This is a genomic window from Paenibacillus sp. HB172176 (genome assembly GCF_011947265.1).
Lineage (GTDB): Bacteria > Bacillota > Bacilli > Paenibacillales > Paenibacillaceae > Pristimantibacillus.
In genome coordinates, this window is the sequence record NZ_JAATHD010000015.1 from 49094 (window position 1) to 66431 (window position 17338).

Consider the following 17338-nt stretch of genomic DNA (forward strand, 5'->3'; position numbering starts at 1 on the left):
GCTTCCCAGGTCAATGCCAATCGCGCCATGCGGCGCCGAACCGATTGCATGGAAAATGGATATGCATCCGTTTCATAGCGGTCGCGGCTCGAATAAACTAGGAGAAAACAAGGAGGTTTAACATGCTGGAACTAATCATACCGGGAACCGGACATTCCATGTTCATTAATCCCCACGACCAGAAAGGCAGAAGCTTGATTATGCGGAAAGGATTATCCCAACCCAGGGTTGTCCGTTTCTGGCAAAGAGCAGCGGCACTCTATCACCCCACGCTCATCATTGACGGCGGCGTCAATTACGGCGAAATCCTGTTGTCCGCCGCATATCCCCCCCATACCGAAATCATCGCAATCGACGCGAATCAGGAGCTGGCTCCGTATGTGAAAAGATCGCTGGCCAAGCATCCGAACGGCAAGCAGGTTAAGCTCGTCCACGGTTTTGTATCCGATGTCGTCAGCCCCGATACGGTTTTCTACATCGATATTCTGCGCTCTGGCAATTCATCAGGCTTTCCGCTCGGAGATCGTGCTTCCCGCCGCATTCAGGTTCCGAGTCTGACGATCGATTCGCTTCTGGACGGACGAACGCTCGATAGAGACGTTCTGTTATTCAAGCTGGATGTCGAAGGCTTCGAATGGAATGCGCTGTCAGGCATGTCTCGTATGTTGAACCATTGCAAATCGTCAATCGGCTGCATCGAATTCAATATGGCCTATTTGCGCTCGAAGGGCATTGATCTTGACGCTTTTCTCGACTTCCTGCATGCTCGTTTTCTCATTTTTGCACCGGATGAGCAAGGCAGCCTGACTCGCTTACGGCCGCCGCTGCTGAGCAGCGCCGCCGCCTTCTTCGAGCAGGATAAGGGCTGCAATGATATTATGTTATTCTCCCATGAAGAGCTGTACGAGAAATGGACATGTGATTGAACGAGAAAGAAGCTCATCGGACATCGCAAAATGACGCCGGTTGAGCTTCTTCCTCGTTTATGCGCGAAGAGACAGTTCCTTTCTGACCGCGTCGATGAACGCGGCGGCCCGAATTTCATTCGTGTGCTTTGATTGAATGAAGGCGTAGCCTTTATCGGTCAAGCTCGCGCGGGCCTCCTCATCCGCGTCGTAACGCAACGCTTTTTCGTAGAAGTCCGAGCGGTCGCATGCGATGAAATGCTCTTCGTCTTTAAAACCGAGCTCCTCGATATCCGGATTCGTCTCGGCCAGCATCAAGCTGCGGCAGCCGGGAATTTCGAAAAATTTCGCTACCGGAATTTGCAATACGCTGCCGCAGGTGAAGGAAATTCGAGATCGGTTGATTGCTCTTGTGTAATTCTCATTCACGAATAAACCGGGCCGGCTGGCCGTTCGGTGACCGGGATGCTTGAAATGGACAAAGCCATCCACGCCCTTCATCCGGTTCAGCACCGCCTGCCGGAAAGGATATTTCTCCTCAAGAAGCCCCGTAAGCGAATATCGGATACTCTTCTCTTCCCGATAATCCCTTATTACAGACGGATTAATGCCGAAGGGCAGCCAATGAAACCGCGAGGCGCATTCCTGGAACGCGTTCAGGAAAGGGTATTTGCTCGCGGAGAAGATCATATCCGGCTTCGCGTCCCTATTGAAATACCGAAGGCGCGTATCCGGCTCGAAGTGAACGTCGAGCACGAAGCAGGCTTTGAGCAGCTTGCACTTGTCTAGATTTCGAATTTGCGGCGCGAAGGCGTTCCGCCATTCAATATCATAATGAAAGATGGCATCGGGTTCGAAGTCCAGCCCATTCAATATTTCAAGAATATCGCCATCCCTATGCCAATAACTCACGTCGGCAGCTTGCTCGATCGCGGTCAGCATATCGAATTTATGCTGATGCTTCGGCATCGTATCGGCAAATCGCTTAGCGAGTATTAACAGCTTTAGCGGTTTCTCCACAGCTCTGCTCCCTTAGGTCGTTAGATTTTATTGATTCTCCAGCCATTGCTCCTTCGGAACCTCGCTCTTCACTCTGGCAGGCACCCCGACAACCAACATGCGACGAGGCACATCCGAGACCACCACGCTGCCTGCAGCGGCAACGCCGTCCTCGAAGATCGTTCTCCCCGGCAATATCGTTGCGCCGGCGCCGACTCTTCCGCCCCGTTTGATCGTCACGCCTTTGAACTGTCCGAATCTCGCTTTCGAACGCGCCAAATAATTATCGTTCGTCGTGACGACATAAGGCGCGATGAACACATCGTCTCCAATCTCGGAGAACGCGCAAATATAGCTGTTCGTTTCCAGCTTGCACCGAGCCCCGATGCTGCAATCATTCTCTATCGCGGCGCCTCTGCCTACGATGGTTCGCTCGCCGACCGTTACTCTCTCGCGAACGGTTGCGAGATCCGCCACGAACACTTCGCTTCCGAGCCAAGCGCCCCGATAGACGATCGAGCCCGTGCCGATGATGCTTCCGGGGCCGATGACAGCCTCAGGAAGATTGCCGGGGCTCCTTGTCGTTGCCGAATTACTGGCTTTCATCGGCAGCTTGCCGACGACGGCATGCTCATGAATCGTCACATGGTCTCCAATCCGCGTATTCTCGTGTATTACGGCATAATGGCCGATCGTCACATGCTTGCCAAGCTGCACGCCTGGACCGATGACGGCGGTATTCGCTATTCGATTACCCATATTGCTTCACCTTCTCGACAATATAGCTTTGCTGCCTTCTTGTCATATGCGGCGACAACGGTAGAGCGATGGCCAGCTTGCAAGCCCTCTCCGTTACAGGCAAATCTCCTTCCTTGTATCCCAGATACGAGAAAGCGGCCTGCAAATGCAGCGGGCATGGATAATAATGGCCCGTCGCTATGCCTTCCTTTCGCAGATCGGCAGCAAGCCTGCCCCGATTATCATGCTGCAAGACGTACAGATGATACACATGCTGCACATGGCTGGCTGCAGCGGGCAGCTTCAAAGCAGCTCCCGCTAATTCCTGGTTATAGTACGACGCCGCGTCCCTTCTTCTCGCATTCCACTCATGCAGCTTTGCAAGCTTCACCCTGATCGCAGCAGCTTGAAGGGGGTCCATTCTTGAATTGCAGCCAATCGTTTCGTGAAAATATTTTTTCCTGCTTCCGTGGCGGGCGAGCAGACGCACCCGTTCGGCATGCTTCTCGTTATTCGTGACGACGATGCCTCCGTCTCCGAAGCCTCCCAGATTCTTGGTCGGGAAGACAGAGAAGCAGCCCATATCGCCAATCGCTCCAAGCGGTCGATTGTTGTACGTTGCTCCGATCGCTTGGCAAGCGTCTTCGATGATTGTCAAATTGTGCAGCAAGGCAAGCTTTTGGAATGCATCCATATCCGCGGGATGGCCGAAGAGATGAACGGGAATAATCGCTTTCGTTTTTGGCGTTATTTTGGCGGCGGCCGCTTCCGGGCTTAGGTTATAGCTATTCTCATCAATATCCGCGAACACCGGAGTTGCCCCTCTTCTCGCTATCGCTTCCGCCGTCGCGAAGAACGTATATGCGGTTGTGATCACCTCATCGCCGGGACCGATCCCTGCCGCTTCCAGCGCAAGCAGAAGAGCGTCCGTTCCGTTCGCGACGGAAACCGCGTATCTGGCCTCCGTCAGCACGGCAATCTCCCGCTCAAGCGCCTCAACCTCCGGACCGGCAATATAGACGCCGCTTTCCAGCACTCTGCGCAGCGCTTCATTGATTTCCGTCTTCAGCTCGTTGTATTGCGCGCCGAGATCGATTAAGGGGATTTTGTTCACTCTGAATGCCTCCGATTCATCTTATTCATCTCGAATTTCTCAAGGGGAAGCTCCACGGCTTTGCCGCTCAGCATCGACTGATAGACCGCCAGCACGATTTCATGCGTATCCAGCGTCAGATCAACAGCGGTCAGAGGTTTGCCTCCCGTGCGTATACATGCCAGGATATCCTCGTACAGCGGCACATGCGACAATTGTACGCTCTCCGTCCGGCTCGAGCTCTCCGCATCCTGCTCCGACTCGAATTGCCATACCCGCCGCTCACTTAATTGCGGACCGCCTACAACAGCCGAGCCCCGCTGTCCGAATAACGAAATCGAAGTGTCGAGCGTTCTCGGATAAATGCAGGTAGAGGCTTCGATAATGCCGATTGCTCCGCTCTGAAAGCCAAGCTGGACCGCGCCCGTATTCTCGATTCGAATCGATTGCCCGATACTTTCTCCCTGGGCATATACGGAACGGACAGGTCCCATCAGCCACCTGAGCAGATCGATATAATGAATGCATTGATTCATGAACAATCCCCCGCCCTTGCTCCAATCCTCGCGCCAGGGGCTTTCCCGATAATACGACTCGTTGCGATTCCAGCGCATCGACACAGCGCCATGCGAGAGCGCGCCGAACCTGCCAAGCTCCGCCGCGCGTTTCATCGCCTGAATAGCGGGCGCATAACGAGCCTGGAACGAAACCGCGAGTATGCGGTTCGTCTCAGCGGCCAAGTCTCTTGCCGCCCTCCCCTCCTCGATCGACAGAGCAAGCGGCTTCTCCACGAGGACATGCTTGCCGGCTTTCAACGCACGAACAGCGAGGTCTGAGTGGGAATCGCTGCTTGTCGTAATGGCGATCAGCTCCACATTCGGATCGTCAAGCAACGCTTCCACGGATTCAACCATTCGGACGCCGGGGAATTGCGTTTCGCAGTTTTCTGCCGCAAACCTGGCCATTCGGTTTTTGTCGATATCGCACAAAGCCGAGACCGTCGCCGCTCCTTCGAGCTGCAGCAAGGCGTGTATATGCTTCCTGGCGATATAGCCGCATCCGACTATCGCGATTCTAAGCGGGTACATATCGCGTCTCCCTTCGGCTTGATCCTATGCTTCCAATCATGCAATCTTGTATATCAGTATATGATCGTGAGCGGCGGATGGATATGGACGAAGGCTGTGTTAAGACCAGGAAAAGTCGGAAATAGACAACTGTATCGAGCCATACCATAAGCTCGGGAATATGCTAATGATGATTAGAAAGGAGATTGACAAGCAATGAAGATAGCCACGATCGTCGGCGCCAGACCTCAATTCATCAAAGCTGCGCCGCTCAGCAAGACTCTGAGAGAGAAGCATCGCGAAATTCTTATTCATACCGGCCAGCATTATGATCGCGGCATGTCCGATGTCTTCTTCCAGCAGCTCGGACTGCCCCTCCCCGACTTCCAGCTCGCCGCAGGCTCTGCGACCCACGGTCGACAGACGGCCAGAATGCTCGAAGGCATAGAAGAGATTCTGCTTCAGGCGAAGCCGGATATCGTTCTCGTCTACGGCGACACGAATTCCACCGTGGCGGGAAGTCTCGCGGCCTCGAAGCTTCATATTCCGATTGCCCATGTCGAATCCGGTCTGCGAAGCTATAATCGAGCCATGCCGGAGGAGATCAACCGCGTCGTGACCGACCATCTCTCCTCGCTCTTATTCTGTCCTACAGACCAAGCCCTTCGCCAATTGAAGGCCGAGGGCATCGAGCAAGGCGTCCATCTCGTCGGCGATATCATGGTTGACGGCGTACAGGCAAACCTTGGCATCGCTCTGAAGCAATCCAGCATTCTGGAGACTATGCAGCTTGCCCCGAGAAGCTACTGCGTCGCCACGATTCATCGGGCGGAGAATACGGACTCTCCTCATGCGATGGAGCAAATTCTAAAAGGATTGTCGAGCCTTGGCGATACTGTCATCCTGCCTCTTCATCCACGAACCGCTTCCTGCCTTGAGAAATGGAAGCTGACGGCGCAGCTTGGGCGAAAAGGCTTCATCCGGGTTTGCGATCCGCTGCCGTATCTGGATATGCTGCGTCTATGCCATCATGCCAAGGCTATTATTACGGATTCAGGCGGACTGCAGAAGGAGGCTTACTTGCTTGGCGTGCCATGCCTGACCATTCGCAAAGAAACAGAGTGGGTGGAAACCATTGACGCGGGCTGGAACCGACTCCTGCCCGCAGAAAGCTTAGCCATACAGGATGCGTACGCTGCTCTCTCGCGGCCGGCTGCAGCTCCAAGCCTGTACGGAGACGGCAATACCGCCAGCAGAATTCGGAAGCTTATCGAGGCATACATGCTCACGATGCAATGAACCCAGGGGACAGCAAAGCGGCATGATCGCTCAACCGAGCGAGATGCCGCTTGTTGCGGGACGTTCAGCTAACTGCGCCTGACAGTCCGCGTATGTCCGCTGCGAGAACTTAGAGCTTGGCATAAATCTCCTTCAGCTTCGCCTCCATTCTCTCCCATCCGTACTTCTCGTTCATCGCGCGAACGGCATTTGCTCCCATCTGCTCGAGCAGCGGGCGGTTGCCGCTTAATTGAAGCAGTTGCTCCGCATATTGAGCGGCTGAGTCCTTGCCTTCCTCGAGCACGATCCCGCATTCGCGAGAGAGAACAATATCACTCATCTCTCTTGCGCCGTTCACGATGATCGGAATGCCGTTGTTCATCATGCTGAAAAATTTGTTTGGAAGCGCAAACTTCCTGTTCGGCGCCCTCAGATCGTAATAAATATATCCGATATCCACTTCTCTCCATTGATTGTGAAGCTGCTCGTAATCGACCCATTGACAACTGACGCGTCCATCCCGGCGTAGCCAATTCTCCATTCTCTTCTGGGCCATGGATGCAGGCATTTTCAATTGACCGAAGATTTTGAATCGAACCTCCACGCCCGCTTCCGTCAAAGCGTTCACGATCGATTGAATGCGTCTTGGATCTCCCTTGTCAAGCGTCAGCATGCCCTCGTATGCGATCGTGAATCGCTGCGGATTACGGGAAGCATCTCTTTCCGCGTGAGACCTTCTGTCCGCCCCTTTCGGAGAATTATAGATAATAGAAATCGGAATCGAGGGATGCCGCTTCTCATATATGGCAGCGATACTGTCCGATACAGTAATGAGATGATCCGCTTCAAGCATCAGCTCGCGCATCAGCGGCGCGTCCACTTCAAGCTCATGGGCGTCGTACACAATGCTTACACGCTTGCCCAATTGCTGGAACAATCGCTTTAGTTGAACCGCTTCGAACAGCAAATCGGGTTCATGCACATGATAGACATCCGCATCCGTGAAGAGCGCTCTTCGAAGCAGGCCGTCGAAGCCGTAGAGCGGCTGCCTCTGCTGCGTCACCCGAAGCATTGTCTTCTGCACATTGGCGATTTGATACGCGTTCGGCTGTCTTGCAGGATAGCTTGCGAAGCTGACTCCGTCCAGCTCGAAGGCGGATCCGCCGAAGCCGGCTGCTTGAACCGGCTTCTTGTTAATGTTCAGCAGTTGGCCGTTATAGCGAGGCGCCATCACGACAACCTGATGCCCCAAAGCGGCAAGGGATTTCGCTTGTCGCTGGAATACGCGAACATCAAGGAACGAATGCTTGCGGATAAGCATGCAAATTTTCATTTCAACACCTCCTGCAGCCTATAGCTCCGGCTCATTTCTTCCCATGACTGTTCGCCGCTCCAAGTCGAATGACTTTGGCATTCCCATTCTTGCCTTTCGTTACATTGCGAGAATCGTAGATAATCGAGGCATGCTGAAGAAGCATGTCAAGGGGCATAGCGCTGTGATTTGTCGCGATAACAACGACATCCATCCCGCGAAGCATCTGCTCGGAAAGCTCCGAGTGAGTTAAAGTCGCGTCCCTAAGTGCAAGCTTCGGAATATACGGATCATGATAATAGACATTCACGCCTTCGAGTCTCAGAAGCTCGATCAAATCGATTGACGCTGATTCCCGATAATCGGCGATGTCCGGCTTGTAGGCTGCCCCGTAGACCAGAATATTGGCGCCGGCCATCTCTTTTGGCGAAATCGCGGCCTTCAGCTGCTGCACGATATACATGGGCATTCTATGATTCACCGCGCTCGACATACCGATGAATTCCGAACTCATATCGAATTGCTTGATTTTCCATTGCAAATAGGACGGATCCACCGGAATGCAGTGTCCTCCGATGCCGGGGCCGGGGTAGAACGCTTTGAATCCGAACGGTTTCGTGTTCGCGGCTTCGATGACCTCCCATAGATCAAGTTCGAGTTTATCGCATATGACGGCAAGCTCGTTGACGAAGGATATATTGACGAGCCGATAAGCGTTTTCCAAAATTTTGGCCATCTCTGCCGCATCGGTAGTCGTGACGGGATGAATCTCGGGGAACACCTCGCAGTACAGCTCTGTCACCCGTTCAAGACAGACTGGAGTCGCTCCGCTTACGATCTTGGGAATACGCTCTAACGGAAACTGCTTATTGCCGGGATCCACTCGTTCTGGCGAATAGGCGACATGGATGTCTCGGCCCGCTTTCAGTCCCGACCTCTCCAGGAGCGGCTGCAGCACCTCTCGCGTCGTTCCTGGATAAGTAGAGCTCTCCAGCACAATGAGCTGTCCCGGCTTGACGAGATCGCCGATTTGCGCGGCGACTTCGGTCAGATAGCTCAAATCGGGCGTACCGTATGCGGTAAGCGGAGTAGGCACGCAAATAATAACGGCTTCAGCCGCTTGAATGGCGCTATGCTGGCTCGTTGGAAGAAAGCGCAGCGTCTGCAGAGCCGCTTTCACCTCTTCATGTCCAATTTCATGAATATAGCTGCGCCCTTTGTGAAGCTCGTCGATTTTGCCCGCGTTCGGATCAATGCCGATAACCCGGAAGCCCTTCCTCACGAACAGAAGCGCAAGAGGCAAGCCCACATAGCCTAAGCCCAGAATGGCCACAATACGCTCGTTTGATTCACTTTCCAGAAATTGCTGCATGTTCATGATGGTTTCTCTCGCCTACTTTCCAGCTTTATAAGAAAAAACAGCTAGAATACTATATGACGAGTCGTCTCGCGTGGAATGGACGAATATGCCGGAAGCGTCAGCAAACGGCTATTGTCTCCAATCAAGCATGAAAGGCCGGCCAAGCTCATCGCTTGTCCGGCCTTCCTTTGAAGGTATAAAGCTTATTCTAGCATTCTGCCGCCCATTCTTCTGGCGTTGCCCTGAATAATATTGTTGGTGTCATTCCGTACCTTGCCTTCGTCTCCGTCCGCAACTGCGGGGAATAATCGTTCCGCCATCGCGTTGAATTCGGCCAAATAATTTTGGATATCCGCTCCGCGATGCATCTCCGTGGAATAAGCATGAAGCCTGGTTACGAATTCGGGACTTGCGGATATATACACATGTTCCACAGACGGCTTCGCGTCCTTGACTTTCGCTTCGATTTGACTGCGAAGCTCCGTCGTCAATTTGTTATATCCCGTCGACAGTCCTCTCATGCGTCCGATATCCGATCGCGCTATGCCGTTCGAGTGCGGCTTGAGCCCCGTATCCTCGAGCGACACGGCCACATACGCATTGCGATCCGACAACATCACATATGCGGTTTTGATCGCGTCGATTGCCGCAACTGCATCCCCCGCATCAATGCTCATCTTGATCGTCGCGCTTTTATGGGAGCCTCGCCAATTATTGCTTTCGATTCTGTCAACGCCGTTCACATTCGTTTCATGCAACGAGCTGTCCGCCATTTGATTCAAGCTTGAATTATGTTTGACTTTGTCTTTGTCATTATTCATTGCACAGCCGCCCGCTATGGAACCGGCAATCAAACCGGCGGCGGCAAGCAGTATCCATTGTCGCATAAACCAACCTCCCGATCTTGCTAATCAAAGTTGTACGCCATGGCAATAGTGTTCGTAACAATGCGCAATGGTATGCGCGGCAATTGACAAATTCAAATCGCTGCATTATATTAGCATTAGGTATTAGTACTTGGTACTAATTTTGAATAATACAACAGGAAGGTTGTGCTGCCATGCAGTCTCAAGCGAGAATTACCGCAATCGGCTCCTATGTGCCCCAGCGAGTCTTGACCAATGCCCATCTCGAGAAGCTTGTCGACACCAGCGATGAATGGATAATGACGCGCACGGGCATTGCCGAGAGGCGCATTGCCGGGGACAACGAATTCACAAGCGATTTGATTCGGCATGCCGTCGAAGACATGGTCGAGCGTTATGACGTCGACCTGCAGGATGTGGATTATATTATCGTCGCAACCTCGACTCCGGATACGATCTTCCCGAGCATGGCGGCTGGCGTGCAGGCGCAATTCGGAATTCCATCATGCGGCGCCGTGGATATTCAAGCGGCTTGCGCCGGCTTTGCGGCGGGTCTGCAGCTTGCCAACGGCTTGTTATTGTCCGGCTCCCATAAGAAAATAGTGGTAATAGGCGCCGATGCCTTGTCTAAAATAACGGATTACAGCGACCGTACGACCTGCATTCTATTCGGAGACGGCGCGGGCGCGGTGCTGCTCGAGACGATTTCTGACGAGAAGGGCGATTTAATGGCCGCTTATTCCCAAACTGATGGGAAAGGCGGGAATCATCTCTATTTGAACAATATCGGTACTTCCATCTTGGGGCAAGAGGTTAACGGCAGCGATTATCTCGTTCAGAACGGGAAGGAAGTGTTCCGCTGGGCTTTGTCCGAAGTGTCGGAAGGCGTACGCAAGCTTTTGCTCCGAGGCGGTCTTGATCCTGAGCATATCGATTGGTTCCTCCCGCACAGCGCGAACAGACGTATTATCGATGCGATATGCGAGAGAACCGGAATCAGTCAAGAGCAAGTGCTGACCACGATCAGGACGAACGGCAACACATCTGCCGCTTCGATTCCGCTGTCTCTTCACGAGGGGGTCAAGGATCATCGCGTTGCTGCCGGGCAAACGCTGCTCCTCTACGGCTTCGGCGGAGGCTTGACTCAAGCTGGCGTTATTCTAAGGTGGTCTCTTTGAGATAAAAGGCTGTCCCTTGTCATTTATGACTTTTGGGACAGCCCCTTTTCATTTTCGTTATTTGATCGGCAGGGATGAGATGATTTGGGCGCCAATGCCGAAATCAATCGCCGCTTTCCCTGTTCGCTTCGCGATTTCATGCGCCAGGATGACGGCATTGACTCCGCAGGAAACGAGAGCGATATCGAATTTATCCTGATTCTGCTCCACGCTCTCCAATGTTTCATCCATCATCTCGTAACGCTCGAATTTCAGAATAAGCGGCACTTCCAGATCATAGGGAGGCCTGATGAGCCTCTGCCTCATGCTGCCTGACCATCGGGAGATGAGCAGCACGCGGCTTCCCTGCTCCTTGAGCATCTCCCAGAAGGGCTTATGATAGATGAGCTCGCGGTTTACAATCGCGTTGCAAAGCTCCTTCGGCTGAAGCTGGAAATAGTCGAATATCCGATTGGTCAGCACCCTTTTATGATTCGGATGAGCTCTGATTACCTTATCGTTCTGGGCAAGGACGCCGACAATACTCGCTTCGGCAATTGCCGTCACTATGCGGTCGCGCAGCTCAATATTCGGAAGCTTGACTCCTTTCCGCCCCTTATTGGCTTCCTTCACCCAAAGCGTGTCGAGTGTCTGCTCCATCGTATAGACCGATTCTTGCGACAATACGAAATTTTCTCCATCTCCGATTCGTACCAGAGAGAACGGCGAATTCGAGGCCAGCGCATTTCTCACCCTGGAGACCACTCCATCCTTGTCCAGCAAATCTTCATTGGGAATATGGGCGATCATATTCTTCACACCTCCGCGGGTTCAGATCCTTCTCACTAGATCAGTATATGAAGGTTTCGCGCAGAGGCTTGGGGTTTTTCCCTATTTTTCCCTATGACGTATAGATCGAACCTCCCGATTTTTTGAAGAGCTCCGCCTTTTCTTTCATTCCGGCTTCAATGGCTTCAACGGAATTCAGATTATTCTTCTCCGCATATTCGCGAATATCCTGAGTAATTCTCATACTGCAAAATTTTGGACCGCACATGGAGCAGAAATGCGCCGATTTCGCCGCTTCGGCAGGAAGCGTCTCGTCATGATAGGCTATCGCCCGCTGGGGATCGAGCGATAAATGGAATTGGTCCTTCCATCGGAAATCGAATCTCGCCTTCGACAATGCGTCATCTCTCTGCTTCGCGCGGGGATGCCCCTTGGCCAGATCAGCCGCATGCGCGGCAATCTTGTATGCAATCACGCCTTCCTTCACATCATCTTTATTCGGCAGTCCCAGATGCTCCTTCGGCGTCACATAACACAGCATAGCCGTGCCGAACCAGCCGATCATCGCCGCTCCAATCGCCGAAGTGATATGATCATAGCCGGGGGCAATATCGGTTGTGAGCGGTCCAAGCGTGTAGAAAGGCGCTCCTCCGCACGCCTCGATCTGCCGATCCATATTTTCCTTGATCAGATGCATCGGCACATGCCCGGGCCCTTCGATCATCACTTGAACATCATGCTTCCACGCTATGCGGGTAAGCTCTCCGAGCGTTTCCAGCTCCGCGAACTGCGCTTCGTCGTTGGCGTCCGCGATAGAGCCGGGTCTTAAGCCGTCGCCCAATGAGATCGCCACATCATATTGCTTCATGATCGAGCAGATCTCTTCAAAATGCGTATAAAGAAAATTTTCCCGATGATGCGCAAGGCACCATGCCGCCATTATCGCCCCGCCTCTCGACACGATGCCGGTCATCCTCGCCGCGGTCAACGGAATATAACGAAGCAGGACTCCGGCATGAATCGTGAAATAATCGACGCCTTGCTCCGCCTGCTCGATCAAGGTGTCGCGGAACACCTCCCAGCTCAGCTCCTCCGCATTGCCGTTGACCTTCTCCAACGCCTGATAGATGGGAACCGTTCCGATGGGAACAGGAGAATTCCGAACAATCCATTCCCGCGTCGTATGGATATTCCTTCCCGTGGACAAGTCCATGATGGTATCGGCTCCCCATCTTGTCGCCCATACCATCTTCTCCACCTCCTCGTCGACGGAGGAAGCCACGGCCGAATTCCCGATATTGGCATTGATCTTCACATGGAAGGCGCTGCCGATAATCATCGGCTCGCTTTCGGGGTGATTGATATTCGACGGTATAATTGCCCGCCCCGACGCAACCTCCCCCATGACAAAAGCCTCGCTCAGGCCTTCGCGAATGGCGATAAAGGCCATCTCCGGCGTTATGATTCCTCTTCGCGCGTAATGCAGCTGCGTAACATTGCGGCCCTCTTTCGCTCGCAGCGGTTCATCCCCGTCGACCGGAAATTTCTCGACGCCGAGTCTTGCCGCATTCTCCATCGATGAGAAGCCGTTATCCTCCGGCCTGATCGATCTGCCCGCATAAGCCTCCACATCGCCTCGCTCCCTGATCCACGCTTCCCGAAGCTTCGGCAAGCCTTCGCGAATATTGATATTGACCGACGCCTCCTCATCCGTATACAAACCGCTTGTATCATACAATCTGATCGGCGGATTCTCGCATTCCTCCCCACTGTTTGACTTCGTTGGAGACAGCGCGATCTCTCTCATTGGAACGCGAATTTTCCGTTCATCATCCTCTACATACACCTTCCTGCTGCCCGGCAGCCCGTTCGTCCATGTCGACATCACAAAAAAACCTCCCGTTTGGAATAATGGAATTCCATCTGGAGGCATACGCAGTTCAATATGAAAAGCAAAGGACATTCGGCGTCCATGCAGCAAAATAATGTCGCAGATCGCTGGAGTCGGAGCGCCAAAAATAACGGCGAATACAATCGCTGTTCGTTTCATTTGTCCCGCTTTCCTACGCTGGCATGACCCAGATCAGGTTCAAAGGGACCAAAGCGATTGCTTTATCTCAGCCTTACGGCGCCCCTAGCGGATTTCCTAGATAGACTATAACGCGATTGCCCGGAGTCTGTCAACAAATGACATTCGATTTTACAGGAAAGGCCGCATTCTATAGCTTGATTTTGTTTTGGAAAAGACCTGCCTGCCTTGCCGCCATATAAATAATGACGATAAGCGGTCCGATGAAGACGCCGATAACGCCGACAAGCTTGAAGCCCACATAGAGCGAGATCAGCGCAGGCAGCGCCCCGATGCCGATCGAATCTCCCAGCACCTTCGGCTCCACGATTCTGCGGAACACCGTAATGACCAGAAACAGAACGATTAACCCGCTTCCGGTGTATACATCGCCAGTCAATATGAGATAGCCCGCCCACGGAACAAGCACGGAGCCGGTTCCAAGAATCGGCAGCACGTCGACTACGATGATAAGCAATGCAATCGCCATCGGATATTTGATATGCAGAATAAGAAGACCGATCAGCGATAGTACATAAGTCATAGCGCTCAGAATGATTTGCGAACGCAGAAATCCGAATATTGATTTCCGCAAATTGCCCAGCACCTGATCCACTTGAGGACGAGACGATTCCTCGAAGAAGGACAGGACCGTATTCTTCATCGTGTTCAAGGAATAGCTGAACATGAATACCGCGACCAGGAACACGATGAAGAAGATGAATATGCCCGGCAGCGCCGATGCGAAGGAAAGCACGGTCTTGTAAAGCGAACCAACCATTTTCGTTAAAGCGCTTGTCAGATCGGTCAGATAAGATTCCAGCGTATTAATCGTATCGGGAGGCAGATTGGCGTAAGTGCCTTTGGCATCTTGAACAAGATTATCGATGAAATCGCTGGCATTCTCGAAATAATCAGGAAGATTGCCAAGGAATGCAATAACCTCCGCAACGACTTTAATGCCAAGCAGGACAACCAAACCTAGCAGCAACACCGTGAACAAGGCGCTCGACACAGCCGATGCAGCCAATCGATTCATGCGGAATCTCCGAATGAACAAGGAATTAAGCGGCTCTAGGAAGATTGCGACAATCAGAGCCAACAGAAAGGGCGAGCCTGCCGTGAACATCAGGTAGATCAGCAGCAGGCCGACCGCGATCAACACGATCGATCGTATCGACATGGGAACTTCCTTCTCTCTCTTATGTACTAGTCGAGTATAGCTTTTCTCTCATGGAAATTAACGTTCTTGTAATACATATCCTTCACCAGCAAATTCGGACCGCAGCAGGCAGCCTCTGCGCAGTGGCAATTCACGCTTTGTGCAAGCGGATGCTCCAGCCAGCCCTCGAACAATTCATCCAGCCTGGAATGCTTCATATTGCCGAACGCGGCTACGTCGGAGAAATCTGTTACGAATACCTCTCCCGTGAACAAATTCACATTCAGGCGGTTGCGGCCGTCGGGATCGTTGCGCACGGTCACGTTGGGCTCCGCCGCGAGTCGCCGAAGCAGCCTCCGCTCCTGCGGATTTTCGCTGCAATGATAGAACGGCAAGGTTCCGAACAGCATCCAGACGCCAGGATCCCGATTGTCGAGCAGGCGCTCGATCGCCGTTCTCATCTGCTCCCTCGTGATCATAGGCAAATCCTTGGCGAAGGAGCTAGGGTACATCGGATGCACTTCATGCCTGGTACAGCCCATTTCGACGATTAAGCGATGAATGTCATCGATTTTATCATGTGTTCGATAATTGATCATCGACTCTGCGGATACAAGAACGCCGGCTTCGCTAAGTCTGCGGGCATTTCCAATCATCTGATCGTAGAGCTTGACCGCAGCTTGCCGGGGCACGGAGTGACCCGCCTTCGCGAACCCAATGGCGTGAAAATCATCCGCGTTCAAATAATTGAATGAGATATGCATAACGTCCAGAAAAGGAGCCAGCGCTTCATAACGGCTGTAAGGCAGGGTGACATTTGAATTGATCTGGGAATAAACGCCGCGTTTTCTTGCATATTGCAGAAGGGGAACCATGTATTCGTTCACGGTTCGTTCCGAGAAGGTCGGCTCTCCGCCCGTAATGCTGATTGTCTCCAGATGCTGAACCTCATCCAGTCTTTGGAGCATCTGCTCCAGGGGGATCTTATCCGGTTCGCGAAGCACCAGCGTGTCTCCCACCGCGCAATGCTCGCATCTCATATTGCATAAGTTGGAAATCGTCATTTCGACGCTTGTCAAGCGATGCCTCCTGTATTTCTGCAGAGACCGCATGGGATCCCATGGGTCGCTCCCGGCATGCAAAGCTTGAATGTGGTTAATTGCGTTCATGAATTCAGCACCTGACTTTATAATCTTTGTCGTTTCACGCTTCCTATATTGTAATGGGAGAGAGAGGAGTAAGCAAACCCTGTCACGAAAAAAAAGAGAGGCCGCAAATCGCTCCTCCCTTCCTATATGCCTGCAACCAGCTCCGCGTCCCGTTCTTCGCCGTTCACGCCGGTTATCATTACTGTCAATTGTTTGGAGAGATCAATCTCGAAGGGGACGGCAAGCGGTTCGTCAACCTCGTTCTGAAGCACCCGAACAATGGGTCTATGCGGATAGCTGTGGTTCAAGTCGACCACGACGCCGCTCTCGCCCGTGTGCAGCTTCACCGAAATGCCGATAGGATAGATCGCCACGCGATCCCGGAATTGCTGAAGCATCCGTTGCTCGTACAAGGTGCCCGTGCCGGCGTAGAGTCGCTCCATCGCGTCATGAGGCAGCATCGGCGCGCGATAGACGCGGTTGGTTGTCATCGCGTCGTAGGAATCCACGAGTCCGATCCACTTCGCATAATCGTGAATCTCGTCTCCCTTGATGCCGCGAGGATATCCGCTCCCGTCCAATCTCTCATGATGCTGGAAAGCGCAATGCGCGACGAGAAGAGGCAGATTCGGTTCATTCTTCAGCAGCTCATAGCCAAGCTGCGCATGCCGCTTCATATCCGCGAATTCGTCGTTGGACAATCTCCCCGGCTTCTTCAGCACCGCATGCGGAATCTGGGTCTTGCCGATATCATGGAGAAGGGCTCCCATTCCAAGCGTCATGACTTCTTCCCGAGAATAGCCGCTTGATAGTCCAAGAAGGGTTGTATACACGCATACATTGAGTGAATGCTGGAACAAATAATGATCCACGGTTCCCATGCCCATAAGCATGATCATAGCGTCTTTATGATTGGACAAATCGTCAATGATCAGATTCATCATTTGCTTGAACGGCTGTGCGATATAAGGATAAGCAACGCCTTTCTTAATCTTGGGCCGGTCCATCATCTCGCGGAAATTTGTACGGATTTCCTTAATTGCCACCCGAAAGGTTTCTTCGCTGATCAATGAAGGAGGTTCGACATCCTCGGTTCGGGCATCTTCGACATAAACATACTGAATTCCGCATTGTTCAAGTCTAAGAATCAATCGCGAAGTAAGCTCCATATGATCACCGAGCAGGACGATGCCATCTTCGGAATATATTTTTTTGGCAAGCTTCATGCCAGGTACACATTGCGAAATCGGTAGCAATCGCATCTTCTCGGCCATTCCCCTTCTGTGTCTGATACTCTATTCATCGGAACTTTCAGCCCGTAATGTTAATTTACGTGAAAACACGAAATTTCGCAACCATTTTATCCTAATTATTCGACATAAACTGCCAATTATCG

The 17338-nt window shown here is 52.5% G+C and carries 15 protein-coding genes and 1 riboswitch; of the genes, 3 read left to right on the top strand and 12 right to left on the bottom strand.

The features are described 5' to 3' along the window. The first annotated feature begins 122 nt into the window (after positions 1–122). Positions 123–926, top strand: coding sequence for an FkbM family methyltransferase (locus tag HFP08_RS18430; RefSeq protein ID WP_168122078.1), 804 nt, complete (start codon positions 123–125; stop codon positions 924–926). A gap of 57 nt (positions 927–983) precedes the next feature. Here HFP08_RS18430 and HFP08_RS18435 read toward each other — a convergent pair whose 3' ends face one another. Genes HFP08_RS18435 through HFP08_RS18450 form a run of 4 tightly spaced genes read right to left on the bottom strand, consistent with a single transcriptional unit; the run spans position 984 to position 4823 of the window. Then, positions 984–1925, bottom strand: a complete 942-nt coding sequence (locus HFP08_RS18435; protein WP_240941558.1) for a glycosyltransferase family protein — start codon at positions 1923–1925, stop codon at positions 984–986. 27 nt (positions 1926–1952) lie between these two features. Further along, entirely contained in the window at positions 1953–2663 is a 711-nt protein-coding gene (locus tag HFP08_RS18440) for an acyltransferase (RefSeq protein ID WP_168122079.1), read from the bottom strand. Then, a complete protein-coding gene (locus HFP08_RS18445) occupies positions 2656–3756 on the bottom strand; it encodes a DegT/DnrJ/EryC1/StrS family aminotransferase (protein ID WP_168122080.1) in 1101 nt (366 codons plus the stop codon). Before HFP08_RS18445 ends, HFP08_RS18440 begins: the two co-directional genes overlap by 8 nt. After that, positions 3753–4823: a Gfo/Idh/MocA family protein gene (locus HFP08_RS18450; RefSeq protein ID WP_168122081.1), complete on the bottom strand. Its 1071-nt coding sequence runs from the start codon at positions 4821–4823 to the stop codon at positions 3753–3755. The genes HFP08_RS18445 and HFP08_RS18450 overlap by 4 nt, the downstream gene beginning before the upstream one ends. 195 nt (positions 4824–5018) lie before the next feature. On the opposite strand from HFP08_RS18450, the gene wecB reads away from it, so the two are divergent. Next, positions 5019–6101, top strand: a complete 1083-nt coding sequence (gene wecB / locus HFP08_RS18455) for a non-hydrolyzing UDP-N-acetylglucosamine 2-epimerase (RefSeq protein ID WP_168122082.1) — start codon at positions 5019–5021, stop codon at positions 6099–6101. Between the two features lie 109 nt (positions 6102–6210). Here the strand turns inward: wecB and HFP08_RS18460 are convergent, their stop codons facing one another. The 3 genes from HFP08_RS18460 to HFP08_RS18470 form a co-directional block, all read right to left on the bottom strand. Beyond that, entirely contained in the window at positions 6211–7413 is a 1203-nt protein-coding gene (locus HFP08_RS18460; protein ID WP_168122083.1) for a glycosyltransferase, read from the bottom strand. 31 nt (positions 7414–7444) lie between these two features. Then, entirely contained in the window at positions 7445–8770 is a 1326-nt protein-coding gene (locus HFP08_RS18465; protein ID WP_240941562.1) for a nucleotide sugar dehydrogenase, read from the bottom strand. Positions 8771–8955: 185 nt separating this feature from the next. Next, positions 8956–9639, bottom strand: coding sequence for a YhcN/YlaJ family sporulation lipoprotein (locus HFP08_RS18470; RefSeq protein WP_168122084.1), 684 nt, complete (start codon positions 9637–9639; stop codon positions 8956–8958). Between the two features lie 173 nt (positions 9640–9812). On the opposite strand from HFP08_RS18470, the gene HFP08_RS18475 reads away from it, so the two are divergent. Next, the gene (locus HFP08_RS18475; protein ID WP_168122085.1) at positions 9813–10796 is read left to right on the top strand and encodes a ketoacyl-ACP synthase III; all 984 of its coding nucleotides are present in this window, start codon (positions 9813–9815) and stop codon (positions 10794–10796) included. Between the two features lie 57 nt (positions 10797–10853). On the opposite strand, the gene HFP08_RS18480 is transcribed toward HFP08_RS18475, so the two are convergent. From HFP08_RS18480 to HFP08_RS18500, 5 genes are all read right to left on the bottom strand, one after another. Then, positions 10854–11585: a GT-D fold domain-containing glycosyltransferase gene (locus HFP08_RS18480; RefSeq protein ID WP_168122086.1), complete on the bottom strand. Its 732-nt coding sequence runs from the start codon at positions 11583–11585 to the stop codon at positions 10854–10856. Between the two features lie 91 nt (positions 11586–11676). Next, entirely contained in the window at positions 11677–13449 is a 1773-nt protein-coding gene (thiC, locus tag HFP08_RS18485) for a phosphomethylpyrimidine synthase ThiC (RefSeq protein WP_168122165.1), read from the bottom strand. A 158-nt stretch (positions 13450–13607) separates the two neighbouring features. Next, positions 13608–13710, bottom strand: a riboswitch (TPP riboswitch). A gap of 73 nt (positions 13711–13783) precedes the next feature. Beyond that, on the bottom strand, positions 13784–14815 hold the full coding sequence (gene ytvI, locus HFP08_RS18490) for a sporulation integral membrane protein YtvI (RefSeq protein ID WP_168122087.1): 1032 nt from the start codon (positions 14813–14815) through the stop codon (positions 13784–13786). A gap of 26 nt (positions 14816–14841) precedes the next feature. Beyond that, the gene (yfkAB, locus tag HFP08_RS18495) at positions 14842–15963 is read right to left on the bottom strand and encodes a radical SAM/CxCxxxxC motif protein YfkAB (protein WP_168122088.1); all 1122 of its coding nucleotides are present in this window, start codon (positions 15961–15963) and stop codon (positions 14842–14844) included. 122 nt (positions 15964–16085) lie between these two features. Continuing rightward, entirely contained in the window at positions 16086–17204 is a 1119-nt protein-coding gene (locus HFP08_RS18500; RefSeq protein WP_168122089.1) for an HD-GYP domain-containing protein, read from the bottom strand. Positions 17205–17338: the final 134 nt, after the last annotated feature.

Excerpts from the sequence above, each read along its gene's own strand:
- wecB (WP_168122082.1), top strand. The coding sequence starts at position 5,019 with ATGAAGATAGCCACGATCGTCGGCGCCAGACCTCAATTCATCAAAGCT.
- HFP08_RS18465 (WP_240941562.1), bottom strand. The coding sequence starts at position 8,770 with ATGAACATGCAGCAATTTCTGGAAAGTGAATCAAACGAGCGTATTGTG.
- ytvI (WP_168122087.1), bottom strand. The coding sequence starts at position 14,815 with ATGTCGATACGATCGATCGTGTTGATCGCGGTCGGCCTGCTGCTGATC.
- HFP08_RS18440 (WP_168122079.1), bottom strand. The coding sequence starts at position 2,663 with ATGGGTAATCGAATAGCGAATACCGCCGTCATCGGTCCAGGCGTGCAG.
- HFP08_RS18480 (WP_168122086.1), bottom strand. The coding sequence starts at position 11,585 with ATGATCGCCCATATTCCCAATGAAGATTTGCTGGACAAGGATGGAGTG.
- HFP08_RS18430 (WP_168122078.1), top strand. The coding sequence starts at position 123 with ATGCTGGAACTAATCATACCGGGAACCGGACATTCCATGTTCATTAAT.
- HFP08_RS18475 (WP_168122085.1), top strand. The coding sequence starts at position 9,813 with ATGCAGTCTCAAGCGAGAATTACCGCAATCGGCTCCTATGTGCCCCAG.
- HFP08_RS18450 (WP_168122081.1), bottom strand. The coding sequence starts at position 4,823 with ATGTACCCGCTTAGAATCGCGATAGTCGGATGCGGCTATATCGCCAGG.
- HFP08_RS18470 (WP_168122084.1), bottom strand. The coding sequence starts at position 9,639 with ATGCGACAATGGATACTGCTTGCCGCCGCCGGTTTGATTGCCGGTTCC.
- thiC (WP_168122165.1), bottom strand. The coding sequence starts at position 13,449 with ATGTCGACATGGACGAACGGGCTGCCGGGCAGCAGGAAGGTGTATGTA.
- yfkAB (WP_168122088.1), bottom strand. The coding sequence starts at position 15,963 with ATGAACGCAATTAACCACATTCAAGCTTTGCATGCCGGGAGCGACCCA.
- HFP08_RS18460 (WP_168122083.1), bottom strand. The coding sequence starts at position 7,413 with ATGAAAATTTGCATGCTTATCCGCAAGCATTCGTTCCTTGATGTTCGC.
- HFP08_RS18500 (WP_168122089.1), bottom strand. The coding sequence starts at position 17,204 with ATGCGATTGCTACCGATTTCGCAATGTGTACCTGGCATGAAGCTTGCC.